Raw genomic sequence first — 18,578 nt, forward strand, 5'->3', positions numbered from 1 at the left:
GTTCAGTCGGGCCAGTGGTCGAGTTGCCACGCTGAGTCAGCGAAAGATAACTCATAGTCAGCACCAGTCGAGAACAGCTCGAGAAGGTGGGTCCGTTCCGCCGGTACGCACCCCGCCGCGACCGCCTCGACGAGGCCGACGAAGCCCGACAGATAGTCGGCAAAGCCGTCATGGGCCCGGAACTGCGCGACCCAGCGGGCATACCGTGGACCGCCAGCCGGGTGCCGGCGCAGCTCCTCGGAGATCGCCAAGTGGAACCAGGACATCGGCAGCAGGGCACCCACCGCGCCGGCGAACGACGTCGCTGGCGCGGCCAGCAGGAACGACGCGTACGCGTGCACGACCGGGTCCGGCGTCGTCGCCGGCGCGGCCGGGGCCCCGCCGACGGCCGTGGCCAGCAGCGCCAGCTCCTCTCGCAGCCGAGGCAGCGAGCCGAAGGTGGCGGTGGCCGCCGCCGACAGCAGTTCCCCGTGCGCGTCCCGCGGGGCCAGTGCGGCGCACCGGGACAGTGCCCGGGCGTACGCCGGCACCAGAAAGCGGGCGTCCTGCTCGGCGAAGTGCCACAGCACCGGCGCGGGCAGCGTCCCCGCCCGCAGCCCCCGCCAGAACGGGTGGGCGCGGACCCGGTCCAGCACCGGGGCGGCGACCCGCTCCAGCGCGGGCCGGACCGGCTCCCGCCCGGCGGGCGCCGCCGGGACCGTCCGGCCCGGGGACGCCTGCCGCACGGTGGTCACGACGACGACACCGCCGCCACCGGCCCGTTCCCGCTCACCGCGCCCAGCACGTCGGCCAGCACCCGGTCCGGGTCGTCCGCGCCCTCCGGGCTGCGCCAGGAGACGAACGCGTCCGGCCGGACCAGCACGGCGCCCCGCACCGAGATCCCGTACGCCTTGGTGAAGTTGCCGTCCGGGTCGGTGTGATCGCCGCCGGGCCCGATCCGTACCACCCGCAGCGGCACCCGCGCCGCCCGCGCCGCCCGCCCGGCGGCCTCCGCCCAGCCGGTGTCCTCGGTGGTGGTCAGCAGCACGAACTCCGACCAGAACAGGTCGATCGTCGACTGCCGCCCGGCCACGGTGCTCAGCCAGACGTGCGGTGCCCGGGTGCCGGGCTCGCCGGCTAGGGTCAGCGGCGCGGTCAGTACCGGCGGCGCGTCGTCGGCGACCACCACCCCGGAGCGGTAGCGGTAGCCGAGCGTGATGATGATGTCGTCGACCATCTGCGCCCTGATGGCGTCGTCGGCGTAGCCGTGCCGGATTCGGTTGCGCACCATCGCCTGCTCGGCCATCGCGCTGCCTACCGCGTGCCGCTCGGCGTGGTAGCTGTCCAGCAGGTCGTCGCCGGCCCAGCCGCGCATCACCGCAGCCAGCTTCCAGGCCAGGTTGTGCGCGTCGTGGATGCCGGTGTTCGCGCCGAACCCGCCGGCCGGCGGGTGTACGTGCGCGGCATCGCCGGCCAGGAAGACCCGGCCGACCCGGAACCGCTCGGCGACCAGCTGCGCGCCCTCCCACGGCACCTTGTCCATCACCTCGACCTGCATGTCGGCCTTGCCGGCGGCCTCCCGGACGATCGCCACGCAGCGCTCGTCGGTGAAGTCGGCCGGCGTCTCACCCCGGTCCGGGTGGTAGACCGGCGCGGCCAGCCACGGGTCGCAGCCGTGCAGCCGGGACAGCCCGGTCATGGTGCCACCCACGGTCGCGTAGCAGAGGATGAACGGCCGGTCGGCGAGGATCCGCTCCAGCTCCGGCGCACGGAAGTAGATGCTCAGTGCGTTGAAGACCGTGCCCAGGCCGGTCCGGTCGACGCCGAGCAGCCCGCGCACGGTGCTGCTCGCCCCGTCCGCGCCGACCAGGTAGCGCGCCCGGATGGTGCGCAGCGCGCCGGTGCCGATGTCCTCCAGCGTCGCGGTGACGCCCTCGTCGTCCTGCTCGACGGCGACCAGGCGCTGCCCGAACTCCACCGTCGCGCCGGCCTCCACCGCCTTCTCGGTGAGCACCACCTCGTAGCGGTCCTGGCCGCAGCCCATCACCCGCTCCGGGCTGATTTCCGGGCCGTCCAGTGACGGCGCCTCGAGTACCACCGCGTCGTCGATCTCGGAGTAGGTGTTGACCCGCAGGATGCCGCCCTCGAAGAACCGGTGCGAGTCACCGATCTCCAGCGCCCGGATCTCCTTGCCGATCCCGGCCGCGCGGAACAGCTCCATCGTGCGCGCCTGCAACCCCGGCGCGCGGGGCAGCCGGGAGGTGGCGGAGCGCTTCTCCACGACCGTGGCCCGGATGCCGTGCCGGCCGAGGAACAGGGCGGCTGACAGGCCGACCGGCCCCGCGCCCACCACGAGTACGGGCACGTTCTCGTCGGACATCAGGAAACCTTCTCTGTAGTGGCCCGGTTGGCGGCGGCCTCGACGAGGCCCTTGATCCGATCCATCTGGATCAAGGTGTTGCGGTTCAGGTGCGCGCTCATCACGTCGTCGTTCGCGGGTGCCTGCGGCTTCATGTGAAAGTCCTGCACCCAGCGCATCCGCACGCCCCCCTTGACCTCCTCGTAGGTCCAGTGGATGTTCATGAACTCGAACGGCCCGGTTTCGATCCGGTGCGCGCGTACCTCCCGCCTGTCGGGGTCGGCGGTGCGCTGCGACACCCAGCTCCACACGGTGCCGTCCTCGTCGGGGTGCATGGTGAGCCGGAAGGTGACCGTGTTTCCGTCGCGTTCCAGCACGTCCGCCGAGGCGTACTCACTGAACAGCTGTGGCCACGACGGCACGTCGTTGGTCATCTCCCACACCAGGTGCATCGGCGCGTTGATGACAATCGCGTTGTCGGTGTGTCCTGCCATGACGCTCTACTCCTCACTCCAGGCCGGCCGTGACGACGGCCGCCGCGTTGAAACCGCCATGCCCCCGGGCCACCACCAGGACGGTCCGTATTCGCGCCTCCCGGGGTGTGTCCGGAACCAGGTCCAGGTCGTAGCCGGCCACCGGTGCGGTCACCCCCACCGTCGGCGGGACGACCTGGTCGCGGATCGCGAGCAGGGCGGTGGCGAGGTCCAGTGCGGCCCCACCGGCATAGAGCCGGCCGGTCATCGTCTTGGGTGCGGTGACCGGCACGCCCGCCGGTCCGAACACCTCCCGGATGGCCTTCGCCTCGGCGGCGTCCCGCTCGGGCACGCCGACCGCGTCGGCGAAGACCACGTCGACCTCGTCCGGCCGCCGGCCGGCGTCGACCAGGGCCAGCTCGATCGCCCGGCGCAGGCCCGGCTCCCGGCCGGAGCCCGGCGGCGGGTCGAAGGTGGCCGCGTGTCCTGCGATCACCCCGTAGACCCGCGGTACCGCCCGGGCCCGCGCCGACTCGGCGTCCTCCACGACCAGCATCGCCCCGCCCTCACCCGGCACGTAACCGGCGGCGTCGGCGTCGAACGGCAGGTAGGCCCGGCGCGGATCGGTGCGGGTGCTGAGCGCGCCGGTGCTCAGCTGCGCGGTCAGTCCGTACGGGCAGAGCGAGGCGTCGGTGCCCCCGGTGACCACCAGTCGGGTGCCCTGCTGGATGAGCTGGCGGGCCTGGCCCGCGGCGTCCAGCGCCCCGGCCTGCTCCGAGCAGATCACCCCGCACGGTCCGCGCATCCCGTGCCGGATCGAGATCTGCCCGGTGGTGGCCGCGTAGAACCAGGCGATCGACTGGTACGCCCCGACCCAGGACGGACCCTTGGTCCACAATCGCTCGATCTCGTGCTGGCCGAACTCGGTGCCGCCCGAGGAACTGGCGGTCACCACGGCCTTCTCGTACTCGCCGTAGTCGGCACCGTCGGCGTCGGCGTCGGCGAGCGCCCAGGCCGCCGCGGTCAGCCCCAGGTGGGTCCAGTGGTCGGTCTGCGGGATCAGCCGGTTCGGCACGTGCGCGGTGGCGGTGAAATCGGAGACCTCACCGGCCACCCGTACCGGGTAGCCGGCCGGATCGAAGCGGGTGATCGTGCCCAGCCCGCTCCGCCCGGCCAGCGTCGCGGCCCAGTACGCCTCGGTGCCCAGGCCGTTGGGGGCGGTGATCCCGATGCCGGTCACCACGGCGGCGCGGCTCACGAGCCGGCCCCCCGGTCCCGGGTGATCACCATGGCCGTCTGGAATCCACCGAACCCGCTGCCCACGCTCAGCACCCCGTCGACGCGGTGCTCCCGCGCGGTCAGCGGCACGTAGTCGAGGTCGCACTCGGGATCCCGGTGGTGCAAATTCGCCGTCGGGGGGACGATCTGGTGCTCGATCGCCAGCGCGCAGGCCGCCACCTCGATCGAGCCGATGGCGCCCAGCGAGTGCCCGATCATCGACTTGATCGAGCTGACCGGGATCTGGTAGGCCCGGTCCCGCAGCGCCCGCTTCAGCGCCGCCGTCTCGTGCCGGTCGTTCTGCCGGGTGCCCGAGCCGTGCGCGTTGACGTAGTCGATGTCGCCCGGGTCGACCCGGGCGGCGTCCATCGCCTGCCGGATCGCCTCGGCCATCTCCCGGCCGTCCGGCTTCAGGCCGGTCATGTGGTACGCGTTGCTGCGGCTGGCGTACCCGGCGATCTCGGCGTAGATGTGCGCGCCACGGCGCCGGGCCGCCTCGCGCTCCTCCAGCACCATCACCGCCGCGCCCTCGCCGAGCACGAAGCCGCGCCGCTGCGCGTCGAACGGACGCGAGGCGTGCGCTGGATCGTCGTTGTCCGGCGAGGTCGCCTTGATCGCGTCGAAGCAGGCCGAGGTGATCGGTGAGATCGGCGCGTCGGTGGCACCGGCCACCACCACGTCGGCCCGGCCCGACCAGATCAGGTTGCTGCCGTTACCGACCGCGTCCAGCCCGGCCGTGCAGCCGGTGGAGATCAGCCCCACCGGCCCCTCGGCGCCCGCCGCCCAGGCCACCTCGGCCGCCATCGTGCTCGGCACCATGTAGCCGTAGAGCTGCGGCACCGCGTACGCGGGGTCGACGTGCCAGCGTTTGCCGGCGTCGCTGACCACCACGTACTCCTCCTCGAGGCCGGTGGTGCCGCCGACCGCGCTGCCGATGCTGACCCCGATCCGCTCCGGCGGCACGTCGCCGGGCTCCAGCCCGCTGTCGACCAGCGCCTCGCGCGCCGAGACGACGGCGAACTGCGCCGCGCGGTCCATCCGGCGGGTCTCCTGTGGGCTGAGCCCTTGCACCGCCGGGTCGAAGTCACACTCGGCGGCGATCCGGGACCGGAAGTTCGTGGCGTCGAAGAGCGTGATCCGCCGGGTGGCGGTCCGCCCGGCGGTGAGTAGCTCCCAGTAGGCCTTGGTGCCGATGCCGCCCGGCGCGACGACGCCGATGCCGGTCACCACCACCCGCCGCTGTCCGGTCATCGGCGGGGTGCTCCCACGTCGGGCTGGCTCATGCCCTCCCCGCCGGCCGGCAGCTGCTCGGTGTCGACGTGGCCCAGCTCCGGGCGTGGCGCCAGCGGCGCCAGGTGGAACACGGCCCGCACCTCGGTGTCACTGTCGTTCCACACCCGGTGCCGGGCGCCGATGGGCACCATGAAGCCCGCCCCGGCGGAGACCTCGAAGACGCCGACCTCCTCGACGCGCGCGACGAGGGTGCCCTCGACGACGAAGACGAACTCCTCCGAGTAAGGGTGGTAGTGCTCGGTGACGTACTCGCCGGGCCGCAACGTCAGGGTGCCCATGAACCCGGAGGTCGACCCGACGGTCTTCGGGCTGAGCACGACCCGGATGTCACCGCCGCGCCGCCGGTTCGCCGCCACCTCGGCGGCGGCGACCACAGGTGCGGTGGCGGGTGCTTTCACGGTCTCGCTCACTTGTCTGCCTCCCACACGTAGAAGGGGCTGGCCATCGCGTCCTTCGGCTCTTTCCAGTTCGGGTCGTACGGCCGGATGTGGTGCGACAGCTCCTCGTTGATCTGCCCGTACAGCGGGTGCGAACGAGCTTGGTAGAGGCGGGGCGAGATGTTCTCGTCGGCCTCGACGAGGTGGAAGTACAGCTCGTGGAAACGGAAGAGGGTGCGACGCGAGACACCGATCATCCGCGGCAGATCACTGGCGTCTGACTTGGCGAATATCTCGGCGACGTCGTCTGCTCTCTCCGGCGCCATCCGGGCGACGATCAGCGTGCGATGCACTTCGGGGCCCCTCTCGGTCGGGTACGCGGCACATGATGTGGGCCCCGGATATCCGCCCGGTCGAAGGCCGCTCGACGCGCAACCGGTCGCCGGCGAACTCGGGATAGCCCTAGTGGCACCGGTCGCGCGGGCCGCCGATAGTGGCACTGGTGGTCGCTCACTCCTATTCCGGAGGCCGCTTTGTCGAATACTGACCAGGCCCGGCGGAACCCGTCCGGGCGGGACGAGCAACAGCGCGTCGTCGTCACCGGCTTCGGCGTCGTCTCGAGCATCGGGTCCGGGCGGGACGGCTTCCTCGCCGGCCTGCGGGAGGGCCGCTGTGGGGCCAAGCCGATCAGCCGGTGGGACGCCAGTGGCTTCCCGTATTACCAGGCCTGCGAGGTCCTCGACTTCGAGCCCGGTGCCGTGCTGGAGCGGGTCGAGCCGAAGGAGACCGGTCGGGTCGCCGGGCTCGCCGCGGCCGCCGCCCGGATGGCGATGGACGACGCCGGCTTCGTGCTGGCGCAGGCCCGTGCCGAGACCGGGCTGATCGCCATCGGCACCACCTGCGGCGAGTCGTTGGAGCTCGACGGGGTGGCCGAGGCCGAGCTGCGGGCCGAGTCGGTGCGGCTGTCCGGGGAGACGGCGCGGCTGCTGTCGCCCGGCCGCCTCGCCGCGACTGCCGCCGCCGAGCTGGACCTGCGCGACGTCGAGACGCTGACCATCCCGACCGCCTGTGCGGCGGGCAACTACGCGGTCGCCTACGGCCTGGACGCGATCCGGGCCGGCGAGGCCGACTTCGCGCTCTGCGGCGGTGCGGACGCGGTCAACCGGATGGCCTTCTCCGGCTTCTTCCGGATGGGGGCGATGGCGCAGGAGCGCTGCCGGCCGTTCGACCGGGACCGGGACGGCACGATGTGGGGCGAGGGCGCGGCGGTGGTGGTGCTGGAGAGCCTCGCGCACGCCCGCCGCCGGGGCGCCACCATCCACGCCGAGGTGCTCGGGTTCCAGCTCAACTGCGACGCCGACCACCCGACCGCGCCGGTCGGGCAGCGGGTCGCCGAGTGCATCGCCGGCGCCCTGGCCGACAGCGCGGTCGACCCCGCGGAGCTGGACGTGGTCTTCGCCCACGCCACCGGCACCAAGGCGAGCGACCCGATGGAGGTCAAGGCGCTGCGCGACGTGTTCGGTGAGCGGGAGCTGCCGCCGGTGGTCGGGCTGAAGTCGATGATCGGGCACACCATGGGCGCGGCCGGCGCGCACACCTGCATCGCGGCGATGCTGGCCATGCGGCACGGCTTCCTGCCGCCCACGGTGAACTTCCGCGAGGCCGACCCGGACTGCGTGATCGACTGTGTGCCGAACACCTCCCGGCCGGCCGAGGTGCGCACCGTCATGGTCAACTCGCTGGGCTTCGGCGGCAACAACGCCGCGGTCGTCCTGCGCCGATTCGACGAGCAGACGCCGGGCTCGACCCCGGCTCGAGGAGCGGTCCGATGAGCGTGGTCATTTCGGGGATGGCGGTGGTGTCCTGCCTCGGCACCGACACCGGGGACTTCACCGCCGGCCTGCCGGCCGGCCGAACCCCCGGCGAGCCGGCAGCGCTGGCGCGGGTGTCCGAACAGGACGACGAGGCTTTCGCCACCAGCCGGCGGGTCCGGCTGCGGGAGCGCTCTTCGGTGCTGGCGGTGGGAACGGTCACCAAGCTGCTGGCTGGGCTGGACCTGTCGGCGTCGCCGCCGGCCCGGCGCGGCATCGTGCTCGGCAGCGCCATGGCCAGCATCGACTCGTACATGATCGTGTCGAAGGGCTCGCTCTCCGGCGCCAAGCCGTACTTCGTCGACCACAACCGGATGCCGCCGGGGATCATGAACTACACCAGCGGCCAGGCCGCGGTGAAGTTCGACCTGCACGGCCCGAACGTGACCGTGACGGCCGGCCGGGCCAGCGGACTGACCGCGCTGACCTGCGGCCGGCGCCTGGTCGCGGCGGGCCGGGCCGACATCATGCTCGCCGGCGCCTTCGAGGAGGTGACCGAGCGCCGGCTGCGGATCGAGGCGGCGGCCGGGCGGTCGGCCGACGGCATCGCGGCGGGCGAGGGTGCCTGCGTCTTCGCGCTGGAGACCGCGGACTCGGCGCGCCGCGCCGACCGGCCGGTGCTCGCCGAGCTGCTGGCGACCACGGCCGGGTACTTCGCCACCGAGGCGGAGGCGGGGGCCACCCTGACCCGGACCGTCGAGCGGGCGCTGCGTCAGGCCGGCGTGACGCCCGCCGAGATCCGTACCGTGGTCCGCGGCACCCCGGGCCCCGGCCGGCTCGCCGGGCAGGAGAGCACGGTGCTGGCGGCGCTCGCGCCGGACGCCCGGATCGTCGACCCGGCGTCGGTGGTCGGCGACACCTGGGGGGCGTCCTCGGCCTTCGGCGTCGCCGCTGCCGTGGCCGTACCCGAGGGCGGGCTCACCCTGGTCACCTCGATCGACCCCGACGGGCAGGTGGCGGCCTGCCTGGTCCGCCCGCCGGCCGCCAGCCCGGGCGACTCCTGACGCTGTGGCCGGCGGATCGGCCCTCGGTCAGTGCAGGACGAGCAGGTCGAGGGCGTCCCCGACCGGGCCGGTGGCGCTCTCCGCCGCCTCGTGCAGCCGGGCGGGGCCGGTCAGGACAGGGCCAGCGGCGCGGTCGTGCAGGACCCGGACGATTGCCTCGGCCCGGCTGGTCACGCCGAGCTTCTTGAAGATCCGGGTCAGGTGGAACTCCACAGTGCTGCGGGAGATCCGGAGCTCGCGGGCGATCCGGTCGTTGCTGAGCCCGGCGCACAACGCCCGCAGCAGTTGCTCCTCGCGCACGGTGAGCCCGGCCGGCCCTCGCGCCTCGGGCCTCCCCGCCAGCGCGCCGCCCCGGGCCGGCACCGGCCGCCCGACACTCGACGGGTCGGCTTGGCCGCGGGTGGCGTGGCCCACGGGCGAGGGCTGGCAGATCCGGAAGCCCCGGTCGCCGAGCCGGAGCGCGGCGATCAGCTCGCCCGGCCGGACCCGACCGGCGACGTACACGTCGCAGCCGGTCCCGGCCGGCCAGTGCTTACCCGGGTCGACCACGGCGACCCGCAGTGCGGGGGAGCGGGCGCGGAGGCCGGTGGCGAGGGCCAGCACCGGGCCGGCGCCGTCCGGTCCCGGGGCGGCCAGCAGCCAGTCGATCGGTGACGTACGCGCCTCGGCGGCGTCCACCACGACGACCGCCGCCGCCAGCGCCGCGACGTCCCCGGCCGGCCAGCCGCCGGCCAGCACGACCCGCCCGACCGGCGCCGGTGGCTCAGGCATCCACCCCGGCCGTCCCGCCGTGCAGCTTCACCAGGCCGATCACCGCTTCGAGATCGGTCATCTCGGCCAGCGCCGCGTCCGGGATGCGCACATCCATGTCCTGCTCCACCCGAGCCAGGATGTCGATCACCAGCATGGAGTCCGCCCCGTAGTCGTTGACGAAGCTGCCGGTGCGGGTCAGCTCGCCGGGCTCGATCTCCAGCGACTCGGTGACGATTTCCACCAGTTGGTCGAGCCACTGCTCCTCGTCGCCGCCCGCGGCCACCGGAGCCGCCTCGGCGACGCCGGTGGCCGTCCCGGCCGGTACCGGCGTCACAGCAGCCGGCAGGGTGACCGGGCTGCCGTCGCGCACCGGTGGCGTGCTGTCGAGGGCCTGCCGGATCAGCTCGGCCGCCTGCCGGTTGCCGTGGTCGGTGAAGTGGACGGTGTCGGCGAACGAGTCGCCCTCGAAGCGGTCGGCGGCCAGGTTGACGAAGGTCACGCCCAGCTCGGCGCAGCCCTTGGCGAACAGTTCCGCGTACGCGTCCCAGTGCTCCTCGACCGCGCTGTGCAGCATTCCGAAGACCGGCGCGGAGAAGTCGTACCGGGCCTGCTCCTCGGGGGTGACCCGGCGGGTCCGGGTGGAGGCGAGCGGCTGGAGGCAGAACACGATGCGCGCGTCGTCACGGGCCGCCCGGGCGAGCACGGCCAGGTCTCGCAGCCGCCGTTGCGCCGCGACCGCCGTCCGGGACCCCACCTCGGCGAGGTCGAAGGCCGGCTCGGTGCGCCGGGGCCGGCGCTGCTGCTCCAGGTCGGGCACCGGCTTGCCGGCGGCCAGGGTGGCCAGGTCGAACATCGGGACGTGGGTGAGCTCGTCGAAGGTGCGCTCGTACGACACGGTGCCGAACCGGCCGGCCGGGCTGAGCGAGCCGATCAGGTTGACGAAGTCCGGTCCGCCGCCGACGACCGTGATGGTCGACGCGGCGTGCAGGAACGGCACCGCGACCACCAGTTCCTGCAGCGACACCGCCGCGCAGAGCCCGAGGTTGAGCTGCCGGGTGCCGGTCAGGTGGGCCAGTTGAGAGGCCATCGTCGTCGAATCGTTGCTCGCCGCCAGCGAGAACGCCACCGAGTTGCCGAGCAGAATGCCACCACCGCCGGCCGCCAGCCACCGCTCGGAGTCGACGGTGCCGAACGGCGAGTCGGAGAGGCGGAAGCTCTCCTCGTCGGTGTTGATCGCCTCGGTCCGCAGCCCGGGCGCCAGGGTGAACCCGAGGAACGGGTGCAGGTAGAGGTCGATGCCGTGGCGTTCGAGCAGCATGCCGCCCCGATGCCGGCGGGCGAAGGTGTCGTGGTCGAACTGCGGGGTGCTCTTCATGGTCGCTCCCGGCGCGTCGTCGGGTCTCGGTCGGTGCCTCAAGACCTTCACCGTGCCGATTGGAGCGCGGCTCGCAGGCCGGTCGAACCGGGCCGGTCAGCCCCGCGCCGGGGCGAGTAGTGCGGCCAGGTCGTCCACCAGCCGCGCCGGGGTGGGCTGGCTGGCTGCCTCGTCGCGCAGCCGGACCGCGGCGGCCCGGTACGCCGGGTCGTCGAGCAGGGCGGTCAGCCCGGCCACCAGCGCGGCCGGCTCGACCAGCGGGGCGGGCACCACCACCCCGGCGCCCGCCGCGGCGACCCGGTCGGCGTGCCGGACGTGGTCCGGTAGCCGGGGCACGAGCAGCTGGGGCAGACCGTGGGTGACGGCGGTGAGCAGCGTGCCGGCGCCGCCGTGCCCGATCACCGCGTCGCACTCGGGCAACAGCAGGTGCAGGGGCGAGGAGAGCACGGTCACGTCGTCCGGGACGGTGCCGAGCAGGGCGCGCTGCTCCGGCGCGACCGCCACCACCAGGTCGATGCCGGTGCCGTGCAGCGCCCGGACCACGTCGCCGGCGAGGAAGAGCGAGGGGTCGAGCCGGCCAGGGGTGGTGCCCCAGGTGACGCAGACCCGGGCCCGTCCGGCCGGCTGCGGCAGCGTGGGCGGCAGCGCGCCGGGGCCGTTGAACGGCAGCGGGCGTACCGGCAGCCGGCGTGACGCCACCGGCACCTGGAGACCGGCTGGGTACGGGTCGATGGTGGCCACCCCGAAGGCGTCGACCGGTCCGACGCCGTGCCGCTCGGCCAGCGGTGCGAGCACGCCGGGCAGGAACCGGCCGGCTGCGCTCATCAGGTCGGTGCCGTAGAGGTGGCGAACCGCCGGGATCCCGGCCACGGCGGCGGCGAGCGGCCCGGCGAAGGCGGTCGGGTCGCTGACCACCAGGTCGGCGCCCCAGCGGTGGGCGAGGTCGGCCAGGTCACCGGTCATCGTCTCGGCGAGCTGGGAGAGCAGGTTCAGTACCCGGGGGCCGCCGCCGTCGGCGCCGGGCGGGGTGAAGACAACGTCCCGAAAGACCTGTTCGGCGTCCACGTCGCGGCCCACCACGGCGGCGGGCAGGCCGGTACGGGTGATCGTGTCGCTAAGCGCCGGCTGGCTGGCGACAAGGACCTCGTGCCCGGCGGCCCGACAGGCCCAGGCGACCGGGACCATGGCGTACAGGTGGGAGGGCCAGGCCCAGCAGGTGAAGAGAATCCGCATCGGGTCACTGGACCAGCACCGGCTGACCGGTGGCTCCACGACCGCTCAACGACGGCCGGACTCGAGCCGGATTCGAGCCGGCGAACCCGGGGCGCGGGCCGGCCCCGGCGTTCCGCAAGCGAACGACCAGCGCGCTGCGCTCTGGTGGACGCCGACAGCTTCCGCCGACTGAGGGTGCAGACATGGATCTTGGCATCGGCCTGCCGACGATGATTCCCGGGCTGCCCGGCGAGGACCTGCTCGCCTCGGCGGTCCGGGCGGAGGAGCGGGGTTTCGCCTCGCTCGGCGTGCTCGACCGCCTGATGTACGACGGCTACGAGCCGCTGGTCACGCTCGCCGCGGCGGCGGGCGCCACCCGCCGGATCCGGCTGACCACCACCATCCTGATCGCCGCCTACCGCTCGGATCGGTCCGTGCTGGCCAAGCAACTGTCCAGCATCGACCGGCTCAGCGGCGGGCGGCTGGTGGTCGGCGTGGCGGCGGGCGGGCGGCCGGACGACTTCGAGGCCTGCGACACGCCGTACGAGAACCGGGGTCGTCGCCTGGATGACCTGCTGGATGACCTGCGGCGGACGTGGGCCGGCGGGCCGGACCCGCTCAATCCGGGACCCAGCCGCCGCGACGGGGGCCCGCCCCTGCTGGTCGGCGGGCACACGCCGCAGGCGATGCGGCGGGCCGCCCGGTTCGCCTCAGGCTGGATCGCCGGAGGTAGTTCGGCATCGAGCTACGGCGACCTGGCGGACCGGGCGCGACAGGCCTGGCGGGATGCGGGCCGGACGGACCGGCCGCGGTTGGTGGCGATCGCGAACGTGGCGTTGGGCGGCGACGCGTCCCAACGTGCCGAGCGGTTCCTGCTGGAGTACTACGGCTTTCTCGGCTGGAAGGCCGAGATCGCGGTCAAGGGCCTGATCACCGAGGCCGACCAACTGCGGGAGTTCGTCGACGGATACCGCGCGGTGGGCTGCGACGAGCTGATCCTGTTCCCGTGCGTCGGGGAGCCGGGGCAGGTCGAGGAGATTGCCCGGGTGGTACTGCCGTGAGCGCGCTGTCGCGGGTGCTCTCGGTCCTGGTGCTGGTCGGCAGCGGCACCGTGGCCGGCGTGTTGTTCGGGGTGGCGCTGAGCACGGTGCCGGCGCTCGCGACGATGTCGCCGGGGCGGTACGTCGCCACCCACACCCTGCTGGGCCGCAACTGGGACCCGACGATGCCGGTGATCGTGCTGAGCAGCACGCTGCTCAGCGTCTGGCTGGCCGTCGTGGCCCCCGCCGGGGCCGCCCGCACCCTGCTGGTGGTCGTGGCGGTGGCGCTGCTCGGCGTCTCGGTGGTGTCGCACTTCCGCAACGTGCCGATCAACCGCCGGGTGCACCGGATTGATCCGGCCGCGATTCCGGTGGATTGGTCCGATCCGCGGCCGACGTGGCGGCGCTGGCATCTGTTGCGGACGGCGCTGGCGCTGGTCGCGTTGGTGTCGGCGAGCGTCGCCGTCACCCTGATGGGTTGATTTGATCTGCCACTCAAGAAGAATGGACTTCTTGCGATTGGTGGAAGATTCATCTAATCGACATACACCGATCTTGAACGTTCAATCTTTCGAGTGGTCTTCTAGCGGTGGGCCATAGCTTCAGCGCCGTCGGGTGACCGGACATCTTGGGGGAGATCAGATGAAGATCGCGTCTGTCGGCGCGCACCATTTCCGCCTGCTCGGACCACTGACCGTGCTGCACGACGGGCGCGACATCACCCCCACCGCACCAAAGATCCGGCAGGTGCTGGCCTTTCTGCTGGCCCGCCGAAACTATCTCGTGCAGGTGACCGAGTTGATCGACGAGCTGTGGGGGGATCGCCCGCCGGAGAGCGCGCTCACCACCCTGCAGACCTACATCTACAAACTCCGCAAGGACGTGGTCGATCAGAACGGCCTGGGCCGGGTGCACACCCGGCCCTCGGGCTACCTGCTGGAGATCGAAGAGGAGACGATCGACGCGTACGACTTCGACGCGCTGTCGTCCGCCGGTCGGTCCGCGCTCGAGCGGGACGAGCCCGAGCGGGCCTCCGAGCTGCTCACCCGGGCGCTCGGGCTCTGGCACGGGCAGGCCCTGGCCGGGGTCGTGGCCGGCGACATCCTCTCCGCGTACGTGACCCGGCTCGAGGAGGAGCGGCTGCGCACGCTGGAGTCGCGTATCGAGGCCGACATGCTGCTCGGCCACCACCAGCGGCTGATCAGCGAACTCAAGATGCTCACCTTCACATATTCGCTGCACGAGCGGTTCTACTCCGCGCTGATGACCGCGCTGTACCGCTCCGGACGCCGACACGAGGCGCTGGAGGCGTACCGGCGGCTGCGGGCGGTGTTCACCAAGGAACTCGGGCTCGAACCGTCGCCGGCCGTGCAGCGGCTGCACCAGTCGCTGCTGTCGGCCGACACCGGCGACGCCGACGAGCCAGTCGACGCCGCCGGGCCGGCCGCCGCGCCGCTGACGGTGGTGGTCGAACGGTCGTACGCGCCGCTGCCGGTGATGCCGGCGCAGCTCCCGCCGGACCTGCCCGACTTCACCGGGCGCCCGGCGACCCTCGCCCACGTGCGCCGGATGATCACCACCGAGGAGGAGGACCGCACGACCGCCCGGGTGGTGTCGATATGCGGCATGCCCGGGGTCGGCAAGACCACCCTGGCGCTGCGGGCCGGGCACCTCGAGCGGTCCCGGTTCCCGGACGGCCAGCTCTTCGCCGACCTGCGCGGCGCGACCACCCGCCCGGCCTCGCCGAGCGACGTGCTCGCCGGCTTCCTGCGGGCGGCCGGCTTTCCGGAGCACCAGATTCCCGGTGCCGACGACGCCGGGGAGCGGGGCAAGATGTGGCGTACCTGGACCCACAACCGCCGGGTGCTGATCGTGCTCGACGACGCCGACGCGGCCCACCAGGTGATGCCGCTGCTGCCGGCGTCCCCGACCTGCGCGGTGGTCATCACCAGCCGGTGCGGGCCACAGGGCGTGCCCGGGCCGCGCCCGATCGAGCTGGGCACGATGGACGTCGAGGAGGGCGTCGAGCTGCTCGGTCGGATCATCGGCGAGGACCGGGTGAAGGCCGAGAACGACCACGCCGAGGCGATCATCGAACTCAGCGGGCGGCTGCCGCTTGCGCTGCGTTCGGTGGGTACCCGGCTGATCGCCAACCCGACCTGGTCGCTGCGGAAGCTGGCCGCCCGGATCGCCTCCGGCGTCACCCCGATCGACGAGTTCCGGTTCGCCGAGATCGACGTACGGGCCCGCTACGACAGCAGCTACTCCCAGCTGGGCGTCGGCGAGCGCCGGGCACTGCGCCTGCTCAGCCTGCTGCCCGCGCAGGAGTTCACCGTCTCGACGGTGGCCGGGCTCCTCGGCGAGTCGCTCGACACGGTCGAGGCGCAGTTCAGCCGGCTGGTCGGCTGCCACCTGCTGGAGCTGAGCGCGCGGCGGGGGCGGGGCGACCCCCGCTATCGGCTGCACCGGCTGAGCCGGCTGTACGCCCGCGAGCAGCCTGACGACGCGCTGGAGGACATCGCCGGGTTGCGCCGCCCGCCGGCCTGAGCCAGCCGGTCCCGCGCCGATCCACCCGGTTCCGGGTGGATGCCACCGGGACCACCGCTTCCGTTGCCTGACGACCGGCCGGTGCGCCGGTGCGCCGGTGCCCGGACCTGGTCGGCCGGCGGCCCAGCGGCGGCTCGAGCCGAGCTCGACACCCGCGGGGAACAATCGCCGTCCATCCCCTCTCGCGACCCGTGGGCGCGAATCCCCAGGTTACTTGCCGGTGCCGGCGTTCGCCGGACGACCTGCCGGCCGCGGTCCGCCCACCACGGGCGGTCCAACCGGAGTCGAGCGTGGCCCGTCACCATCGGGGCCTCACCACCGCATTGCCACGGCGAACGGAGACCCAGTGAGCAACCACGAGGACCTGGCCTTCATCGGTCTCGGCGCGATGGGCGGCGGGATGGCCCGCGCACTGTGTACGGCCGGCTTTTCGATCACGGTGTTCAATCGGACCCGGTCCCGCGCCGAGCCGCTGGCCGCGGCGGGTGCCCGGGTGGTGAACTCCCCGGCGGAGGCGGCGGACGGCACTCGCGTCGTGGTGCTCAGCCTCAGCGACGAGCAGGCGGTCGAGGAGATCCTCTTTGGGCAGCTCGTCGGTCGGCTGCGCGCGGACGCCATCGTCGTGGACACCTCCACCGTCTCGCCGGCCTACGCGATCGAGGCGGGCCGGCGACTGGCCAAGGAGGGCGTCCGGCGGGTCGAGGCGTGCGTGCTCGGCAACCCGGCGATGGCCCAGTCCGGTGCGCTGCGGGTGTTCACCGCAGGCCGGGAGGAGGACGTCGCCGAGGTGCGCACGGTGCTCGACACGATCGGCCAGGAGGTCCGGCACGTCGGTGGCCCCGGCTCCGCATCCGCGCTGAAGCTCGCCTTCAACCTGATCCTCGGCAACCAGATCGCCGCGCTGGCCGAGGCGGTCCGGCTGACCGACGGCGCCGGCGTCGACCGCGACATGTTCCTCACTGCCCTGACCGCCTCCGGCTTCAGTTCACCGACCCTGGCCTTCCGCGCCGAGATGGTCCGCGGCCGGCGGTCCGAGCCGGCGCACTTCCGGCTCCGACTGATGCACAAGGATTTGGCCCTGGCGGTGTCGGAGGCTGCCGCGCGGGGCAACGAGCTGCCGGTCACGGCCGCAGCGGCGGCCCGGTTCGCCGAGGGGGTCCGGCATGGCGACGGCGACCGGGACGCGGTGGCGATCGTCGAGGCGCGCTAGCCGGCGGGCGGGCGACCAGGCTGCGCAGCCGGCGGGCCAGCCATCGAGCAGGACGACGACACGGTCTGGCTCAACCTCGACTTCCAGTCGACGGCGCTGGGCGGCTTGGACAGCCCTGGGTGGGGTGGGGGATGCGACGCGGGCGGGGGGGGCGGGGGGGGGGGTGCCGCGGGGGGGGGGCCGGGGGGGGGGCCCCCCCCCCCGCGGGTACGTGCGGTTCGGACGAACCGATCAGTTCAGCGGAGCAGATCGGCTCGACAGGTCAGGCGGTGAAGCGGATCCGGCGACGACGGGCGACGACGAAGAACACCGCGCCGGCCGCCAGTAGGGCCGCCTTGCCCACGGCGATGCCGCCGGCCGCCGGGCCGGCCGGCACAGCGCACAGGAATCACCCAGAATGATGTTATTGATTCGATATCATCGATGTGCGTTCGGTGATCGGGGCGTGACCCCGACAGTGGGCGCCGGTGTCTCCCGTGCCGCCGATCCGGTCGCGTAGCGTCGAGACATGAGCAGGAGCAGGCGGTGACCCGAATCGTGGCCGGGGCGCTCGGTGGCCGGCGGATCGCCGCGCCGCCCGGCGCCGGCACCCGACCCACCTCCGACCGGGTGCGGGAGGCGTTGTTCAGCGCCGTGCAGGCCCACGTCGACCTGGCCGGGGCGCGTTTCGCCGACCTGTACGCCGGTTCGGGCGCGGTCGGGCTGGAGGCGCTGTCCCGGGGAGCGGCGTACGTGCTGCTGGTCGAGTCCGACCCACGGGCCGCCCGGGTGGTCCGGGAGAACATCGCCGCGCTGCGGGCCACCCCCGCCGCCCGGCTGGTCACCGGGAAGGTCGCCACCGTGCTGGCCGCCGGTCCGGACGGTGGGCCGTACGACGTGGTCTTCGCCGACCCGCCGTACGCCGTGCCCGACACCGAGGTCGCCGCGATGCTGTCCGCGCTGGTCGGCGGTGGTTGGCTGGCGGCGGACGCCCTGGTGGTGGTGGAACGGTCCAGCCGGACCGGCCCGCTGCCCTGGGTGGAGGGCGTCACGGGCGAGCGTAGCCGTCGCTACGGCGAGACCATCCTTTGGTACGGTCGCCGTTCATGAGACGTGCGGTGTGTCCCGGCTCCTTCGACCCGGTCACCAATGGACACCTCGACATCATCGGGCGGGCCGCCCGACTCTTCGACGAGGTGATCGTCGGGGTGCTGGTGAACCAGTCCAAGAGCGGCCTGTTCACCGTCGAGGAGCGGATCGACATGCTCCGGGAGGTGACCTCCTCGTACGACAACGTGCGGGTCGCGTCCTTCCGTGGCCTGCTGGTCGACTTCTGCCGGGCCCAGCAGGCCAGCGTCCTGATCAAGGGTCTGCGGGCGGTCAGCGACTTCGACTACGAGCTTCAGATGGCCCAGATGAACATCGGCCTGGCCGGCGTGGAGACGCTGTTCATGCCCACCAACCCGCTCTACTCCTTCCTCTCCTCCAGCCTGGTCAAGGACGTGGCCAAGTGGGGCGGCGACATCTCCGCCCACGTCCCGGACCTGGTCCGCGAGGCACTCCAGGCCCGCCTAACCCCACCCCCACCCCCCTGACCCCCCAGACCCCCCTGACCCCCCACCCCCACCCCCACCCCCACCCCCCTCACCTGCGCGATCTTGCACTCGGGGCCCGGACGAACCGGGCGCTACGGGACAGTTCGAGGGCCGCGAGTGCAAGATCGGCGAGACCGGGGGTGGGGCGACCCGGGGTGGGGGTTTGCGGGCGACACGGCGGGTCGGGTGGGGCGGATCGGTGGGTGGTGGCCCGGGCGCGACATGATGGGTCG

General features: G+C 73.1%; 17 protein-coding genes and 1 pseudogene. 8 read left to right on the top strand and 10 right to left on the bottom strand.

The window, feature by feature from the left end:
- Nucleotides 1-2: 2 nt before the first annotated feature.
- The 7 genes and pseudogenes from SNR22_RS04745 to SNR22_RS04775 form a co-directional block, all read right to left on the bottom strand.
- The gene (locus tag SNR22_RS04745; protein ID WP_320065203.1) at nucleotides 3-734 is read right to left on the bottom strand and encodes a hypothetical protein; all 732 of its coding nucleotides are present in this window, start codon (nucleotides 732-734) and stop codon (nucleotides 3-5) included.
- Complete coding sequence (locus tag SNR22_RS04750; protein WP_320065204.1) at nucleotides 731-2,359, bottom strand: FAD-dependent monooxygenase; 1,629 nt, start codon at nucleotides 2,357-2,359, stop codon at nucleotides 731-733. The genes SNR22_RS04745 and SNR22_RS04750 overlap by 4 nt, the downstream gene beginning before the upstream one ends.
- Nucleotides 2,359-2,829 (bottom strand): annotated as a pseudogene (locus SNR22_RS04755) (SRPBCC family protein); the annotation flags it as partial. The gene SNR22_RS04750 and the pseudogene SNR22_RS04755, both read right to left, overlap by 1 nt.
- 16 nt (nucleotides 2,830-2,845) lie before the next feature.
- The gene (locus SNR22_RS04760) at nucleotides 2,846-4,069 is read right to left on the bottom strand and encodes a ketosynthase chain-length factor (protein WP_320065206.1); all 1,224 of its coding nucleotides are present in this window, start codon (nucleotides 4,067-4,069) and stop codon (nucleotides 2,846-2,848) included.
- Nucleotides 4,066-5,340 (bottom strand): beta-ketoacyl-[acyl-carrier-protein] synthase family protein, encoded by a 1,275-nt coding sequence (locus tag SNR22_RS04765; RefSeq protein ID WP_320065207.1) that lies wholly within the window; start codon nucleotides 5,338-5,340, stop codon nucleotides 4,066-4,068. The genes SNR22_RS04760 and SNR22_RS04765 overlap by 4 nt, the downstream gene beginning before the upstream one ends.
- The gene (locus tag SNR22_RS04770) at nucleotides 5,337-5,792 is read right to left on the bottom strand and encodes a cupin domain-containing protein (protein WP_320065208.1); all 456 of its coding nucleotides are present in this window, start codon (nucleotides 5,790-5,792) and stop codon (nucleotides 5,337-5,339) included. The genes SNR22_RS04765 and SNR22_RS04770 overlap by 4 nt, the downstream gene beginning before the upstream one ends.
- Nucleotides 5,789-6,112: a TcmI family type II polyketide cyclase gene (locus SNR22_RS04775; RefSeq protein ID WP_320065209.1), complete on the bottom strand. Its 324-nt coding sequence runs from the start codon at nucleotides 6,110-6,112 to the stop codon at nucleotides 5,789-5,791. The genes SNR22_RS04770 and SNR22_RS04775 overlap by 4 nt, the downstream gene beginning before the upstream one ends.
- 180 nt (nucleotides 6,113-6,292) lie before the next feature.
- Between SNR22_RS04775 and SNR22_RS04780 the strand changes: the two genes are divergently transcribed.
- Nucleotides 6,293-7,591, top strand: coding sequence for a beta-ketoacyl-[acyl-carrier-protein] synthase family protein (locus tag SNR22_RS04780; RefSeq protein WP_320065210.1), 1,299 nt, complete (start codon nucleotides 6,293-6,295; stop codon nucleotides 7,589-7,591).
- Nucleotides 7,588-8,634, top strand: a complete 1,047-nt coding sequence (locus SNR22_RS04785; RefSeq protein ID WP_320065211.1) for a beta-ketoacyl synthase N-terminal-like domain-containing protein — start codon at nucleotides 7,588-7,590, stop codon at nucleotides 8,632-8,634. Before SNR22_RS04780 ends, SNR22_RS04785 begins: the two co-directional genes overlap by 4 nt.
- A gap of 27 nt (nucleotides 8,635-8,661) precedes the next feature.
- Here the strand turns inward: SNR22_RS04785 and SNR22_RS04790 are convergent, their stop codons facing one another.
- The 3 genes from SNR22_RS04790 to SNR22_RS04800 all read right to left on the bottom strand — a co-directional run bounded on the left by SNR22_RS04790 (nucleotide 8,662) and on the right by SNR22_RS04800 (nucleotide 11,995).
- On the bottom strand, nucleotides 8,662-9,405 hold the full coding sequence (locus tag SNR22_RS04790) for a response regulator transcription factor (RefSeq protein WP_320065212.1): 744 nt from the start codon (nucleotides 9,403-9,405) through the stop codon (nucleotides 8,662-8,664).
- Entirely contained in the window at nucleotides 9,398-10,762 is a 1,365-nt protein-coding gene (locus SNR22_RS04795) for a phosphopantetheine-binding protein (RefSeq protein WP_320065213.1), read from the bottom strand. The genes SNR22_RS04790 and SNR22_RS04795 overlap by 8 nt, the downstream gene beginning before the upstream one ends.
- A 96-nt stretch (nucleotides 10,763-10,858) precedes the next feature.
- Complete coding sequence (locus tag SNR22_RS04800) at nucleotides 10,859-11,995, bottom strand: nucleotide disphospho-sugar-binding domain-containing protein (RefSeq protein WP_320065214.1); 1,137 nt, start codon at nucleotides 11,993-11,995, stop codon at nucleotides 10,859-10,861.
- A gap of 182 nt (nucleotides 11,996-12,177) precedes the next feature.
- Here SNR22_RS04800 and SNR22_RS04805 point away from each other — a divergent pair, with 182 nt between their 5' ends.
- The 6 genes from SNR22_RS04805 to coaD all read left to right on the top strand — a co-directional run bounded on the left by SNR22_RS04805 (nucleotide 12,178) and on the right by coaD (nucleotide 18,345).
- Complete coding sequence (locus tag SNR22_RS04805; RefSeq protein WP_320065215.1) at nucleotides 12,178-13,035, top strand: LLM class flavin-dependent oxidoreductase; 858 nt, start codon at nucleotides 12,178-12,180, stop codon at nucleotides 13,033-13,035.
- Nucleotides 13,032-13,496, top strand: coding sequence for a DUF1772 domain-containing protein (locus tag SNR22_RS04810; protein WP_320065216.1), 465 nt, complete (start codon nucleotides 13,032-13,034; stop codon nucleotides 13,494-13,496). The genes SNR22_RS04805 and SNR22_RS04810 overlap by 4 nt, the downstream gene beginning before the upstream one ends.
- A 160-nt stretch (nucleotides 13,497-13,656) precedes the next feature.
- Nucleotides 13,657-15,561 (top strand): BTAD domain-containing putative transcriptional regulator, encoded by a 1,905-nt coding sequence (locus tag SNR22_RS04815; protein ID WP_320065217.1) that lies wholly within the window; start codon nucleotides 13,657-13,659, stop codon nucleotides 15,559-15,561.
- A gap of 346 nt (nucleotides 15,562-15,907) precedes the next feature.
- Nucleotides 15,908-16,771 (top strand): NAD(P)-dependent oxidoreductase, encoded by an 864-nt coding sequence (locus tag SNR22_RS04820; protein WP_320065218.1) that lies wholly within the window; start codon nucleotides 15,908-15,910, stop codon nucleotides 16,769-16,771.
- 525 nt (nucleotides 16,772-17,296) lie between these two features.
- Nucleotides 17,297-17,860 carry a 16S rRNA (guanine(966)-N(2))-methyltransferase RsmD gene (gene rsmD / locus SNR22_RS04825; protein ID WP_320065219.1) on the top strand — a complete coding sequence of 188 codons (564 nt, stop codon included), beginning with the start codon at nucleotides 17,297-17,299 and terminating at the stop codon, nucleotides 17,858-17,860.
- Complete coding sequence (gene coaD / locus SNR22_RS04830) at nucleotides 17,857-18,345, top strand: pantetheine-phosphate adenylyltransferase (RefSeq protein ID WP_320065220.1); 489 nt, start codon at nucleotides 17,857-17,859, stop codon at nucleotides 18,343-18,345. Before rsmD ends, coaD begins: the two co-directional genes overlap by 4 nt.
- The last annotated feature ends 233 nt before the right edge of the window (nucleotides 18,346-18,578 follow it).

Source organism: Micromonospora sp. RTGN7 (genome assembly GCF_033804645.1).
In the GTDB taxonomy this organism is placed as follows: Bacteria; Actinomycetota; Actinomycetes; order Mycobacteriales; family Micromonosporaceae; genus Micromonospora.